This window comes from Chamaesiphon sp. OTE_20_metabat_361, assembly GCF_031364565.1.
On the sequence record NZ_JANLWO010000403.1, the window covers coordinates 1 to 3,632 of the forward strand.

Annotated in this window: 4 protein-coding genes and 1 pseudogene; 3 read left to right on the plus strand and 2 right to left on the minus strand. The window is 48.1% G+C overall.

Features of this window, described 5'->3' with window-relative positions; all coding sequences use genetic code 11:
- Positions 1-213: hypothetical protein (locus RMO35_RS11765; RefSeq protein ID WP_309741420.1), on the plus strand; the 213-nt coding region annotated here is incomplete at its 5' end.
- Between the two features lie 104 nt (positions 214-317).
- On the opposite strand, the gene RMO35_RS11770 is transcribed toward RMO35_RS11765, so the two are convergent.
- Both RMO35_RS11770 and RMO35_RS11775 read right to left on the minus strand, forming a co-directional pair.
- The gene (locus tag RMO35_RS11770; RefSeq protein WP_309741421.1) at positions 318-1,310 is read right to left on the minus strand and encodes a relaxase/mobilization nuclease domain-containing protein; all 993 of its coding nucleotides are present in this window, start codon (positions 1,308-1,310) and stop codon (positions 318-320) included.
- The gene (locus RMO35_RS11775; protein WP_309741422.1) at positions 1,300-1,665 is read right to left on the minus strand and encodes a plasmid mobilization protein; all 366 of its coding nucleotides are present in this window, start codon (positions 1,663-1,665) and stop codon (positions 1,300-1,302) included. The genes RMO35_RS11770 and RMO35_RS11775 overlap by 11 nt, the downstream gene beginning before the upstream one ends.
- A 401-nt stretch (positions 1,666-2,066) precedes the next feature.
- Between RMO35_RS11775 and RMO35_RS11780 the strand changes: the two genes are divergently transcribed.
- The gene (locus RMO35_RS11780; protein WP_309741423.1) at positions 2,067-3,323 is read left to right on the plus strand and encodes a ParM/StbA family protein; all 1,257 of its coding nucleotides are present in this window, start codon (positions 2,067-2,069) and stop codon (positions 3,321-3,323) included.
- A pseudogene (locus tag RMO35_RS11785) lies at positions 3,323-3,632 on the plus strand (hypothetical protein); the annotation flags it as partial. The gene RMO35_RS11780 and the pseudogene RMO35_RS11785, both read left to right, overlap by 1 nt.

Here is a 3,632-nt window from a genome sequence, read left to right on the forward strand (position 1 = left end):
GGTGGCGATGAAAATGCAGGTGGCGATGAGGGTGGCGATGAAAAAAATCTTATCGCCACCCGCGAAACCAGCTCACCGCAAGCTATCCGGCGACAGGGTGGCGATGGTGGCGATAAACATTTCTCTTGCTCTAAACAAGATCGAGAGAATCGCTCCATGCTCAAGGTTGGCGATCTCATTCGATATGTGGGAAGCAGATCGAGACATAAATAAAAAGCTGGAACTAGCGACCCGCCAGCCACGATCGCTCTTACCCCATAATTAAAATTGTGTGGCGGGTGCTGGTGGAGGCGACCTCCTCACCGCTCCTGGCGCGGTCACATCGACATCTCATAAGATTGACCTTGACTCTTCCGCTCGCTCTGCTCCTTAACCACAACAATTGGAACCCTAATAAATTCCACATTCACTAGTTCTTCCTCCGGTTCGACCTCTGGCGTGAAGTCCACCTCAATCTCCAACGTCAATTTCTCCCCCCTAGCAACTGCACTCAAAGCTGGTAAATCGCGTTCGCGCTCGTAGTTAACTCCCCTAGCTTGAAGCTTGGGAAAACTGCAACCCTGCAAGTGGGCACCTTGAAACGCTACTCCATCTAACGAATAGCTCAAACCCTGAACTAGTCCAGTCCGCGTAATCTTCGGTCTGACCTCAACGCCCTTAGATTGCAATCGCGCCACATAATCGGTCATCGTCGGGGAGTAGGGGACGATCTCATCGATGAGATCTTGCAATTTGGTACTAACTGGTAATTCAGGTGTAGGCAAGTTTGGATCTGCTTCAGCCGCCGCTACCTCCCGTCGATAGCGTTCCGACTGTCCTTTAGTTGGCAGCGATCTTGCGGCTTCCCAGCTACATGCCACTGGAGTCAGATCGTGTTCTTGCTCGATCGATCTGAGGATTTTTTCAGTTCTACGCCACTCAAACCCATTTTTGACCCGTTCCCCATCCAAACCAACGATATTTACCGCGATATGCAGATGGTCGTGGTTGTGGTCGTGGTCGCTGCGCGGGTGTTCGACAATTAGAAATTGACTATTTTTATACCCCAATTCTTCTAATAATCTCATCGCGATTTCGGCTTTAAGGGAGCTAGCTACTTCCCCATCTTCAGGTGCAAAGGCGAGTGCGATATGTTTGGCGACAACCGTAACTTGGGGATTGAGATCGGAGATCGCCTTAAATTCTCGCGCTAATCCCTTGGCAGACTTACAAGCAACATTCCCGCCAATGATTTTGGCTTGTTTCTTCTCATCGAGTAAATAGCCGAACAAACCACCAAAACCTCCACCCTGACTGATACTAGCGATCATCGCTTTCCCCCAAGCATTCAAGTTGCAGCCGCGCAATGGTTTCCATCTGAGCTGCCATCGTCTTGCGGATGAGTTGGATTTCTGGCAGGATATTTTTGGGGCAGCGTTGTTCGTTAACCGCTCTAGTCAATTGGTTGAGGTTGTTGCCCCAGCGGGATAATTCGGTTTTGAGTTGGGTCAAACTTTCATAGGTGCGGTAATTAACTGGCGGGATGGCGGATTTCTCTTTGCTAAAGAGATAATCTCGGATGTAATCAGCCTTGTCTATCCCTTGTTCGGTAGCGTGAGACTGGATCTGATCGCTCTCTATTTGTGATAATCTGAGAGTGAATTTAATCGGGCGGAGGTTTCGCATCGGTTTAAATTACTAAAAATGCTTAAAGTTACAATCCCAATTATTTCTAAGGGAGTTCGGGGCACTCCCCGACGAGCACTTCCCGGTGTCCCGTAGGGGCACGAGGAGCGAAAGCGACGGCTGCGGGAACTGCTCGCTTCTCATCAATATCGGCGGCTCACTCAACCATAACCTACGCGGTTAATTTCGACCAGAGAGCTAATTTAGCACGATGTTTATCGGTTGTTTTGATTTCTTAGGTGCTGCGAAAAGTAGCGATCGATTCTGGCTTTTAACTTTAACAATCGAGGTTAACACTAATATTTAGCGGTTTGGGCAGATTTTCTACTCTAAAGTTACTCGGTGGATGATAGGGATTTTTGTACTATGGGTACACTAAGCTATATCCCCCGATAAAAACTATGGCTGTCTTATATCTAAGTGTCGATTGTGGTGGCTCTCAAACTAAGATTGTTTATCAGTTATCTGGAGCTGAGAGTCCTGGGTATTTGTTGATGTCTCCGTTGGTGGAGGAGATTAAGCCAAAAAAAATAGTTACTTATCTCGATCGTAAGTCGTCGTTGGGTAGTCCGGCTCCCGACCGTGAGGCTTATCTCAAATGGCAGGAGCGGGTATTTGTGGTGGGGGATTTGGCGCGAGAATTCGACCCAGAGGATCGGACGAGCGAGCAGAAGTATGAGAATGCTTTGTATAAGGTGGCGGCTGCGATTGGGGTGATTGTGGAGCGGTTAAAGCTCAAGCTGGGTAAGAAGAAGTTAGAGGTTCATCTGGGGGTGTTAATTCCTTGGGATGAGTATAACGATCGTTCGATCTTTGAGGAGCGGTTGAGAACGATTTTGGCTGGGTTCGAGTTCCGAGGAGTATCGCTATTGTGCTCGATTGGGAGTATTTTAGTTCGTCCTGAAGGGGGTGGTGTAGCGGCTACTTACATTCGCCAAAATGGGACTGATTGGTTGCAAAAGAAGAAGATTGCAGTGTTGATGTTCGGGCATCGGAATGTGACTGCTTTGTATTTTGACAGGGGTAAGTTGTCGGGGGATAGTCCGCTGCTGGGGTTTAGTAATTTTCTGGATGCAGTTATCGAGCGGAAGTCTTTAGATCGGGAATTGTTAGCGAATGCGGTGATGGATACGATCGCTCATGCGTATAATGACACTCGCCCAGAGAATAAAAATGCTAACTTTTATCCTGACTGGGGTAAATATTCGCCGATTCAGGGTTTGGCAAAGGCGAAGGATGTTGAATTAAATCAGCGGGAATGCAAGCTGATTGTGGATGCGATAACTGTGGCGACTAAGGAGTATTGGGAGAAGATTGAGAAGTGGCTGGGTAAAACGATTCCTGGTGCTGTGGATATTGTAATTATTAGTGGTGGGGCGGGCGAGTTTTTACAGCCGAATTTAGAGCGGTATTTTAATGCTGCTCACAAACTTACGGGAAATGGTTCTCACTATCACCCCTACAAAAGAGCTGGAGTATATGTGGCAAAAGATGAGGATCGGTCAATGCCAAAGCTACTTTGGGGAGAGGGCATTGTGAAGTTAGTACGAGAAAAATTTCAGATTGATTTTCAGGATGACGACCATAATCTGGCGATTAGGTTGGTGGATTGTTATGGGTTGTTTGATTATTTGATTGGGTCGATGGAGGGGAAATAATGGTGGTTAGTAAGCGGGGGCGGAAGAATTTAAGTTTGCGGTTGCAGCCGTATGAGGGGACGCTGTTGGCGGAGGTGGTGGATTATTTGAATACGTTGGATAAGGAGGAGGTAAATCGGCGGGTGACGGAGATTTTGACGATTTCGTTGTTGCCGTTGGCGCGATACGAGCGGGGTGTGTCGGAGCGGGTGTTGCGGTTTTCGACGTTGGAGAGTTGTCATGCTCTGTCCCAACAGGCGCATTTTTTGAGGCAAGTGGTGGGGGTTGAGGTGGATCTTCCGGTAGAGGGGGAGGTTTTGGGATCTCCAG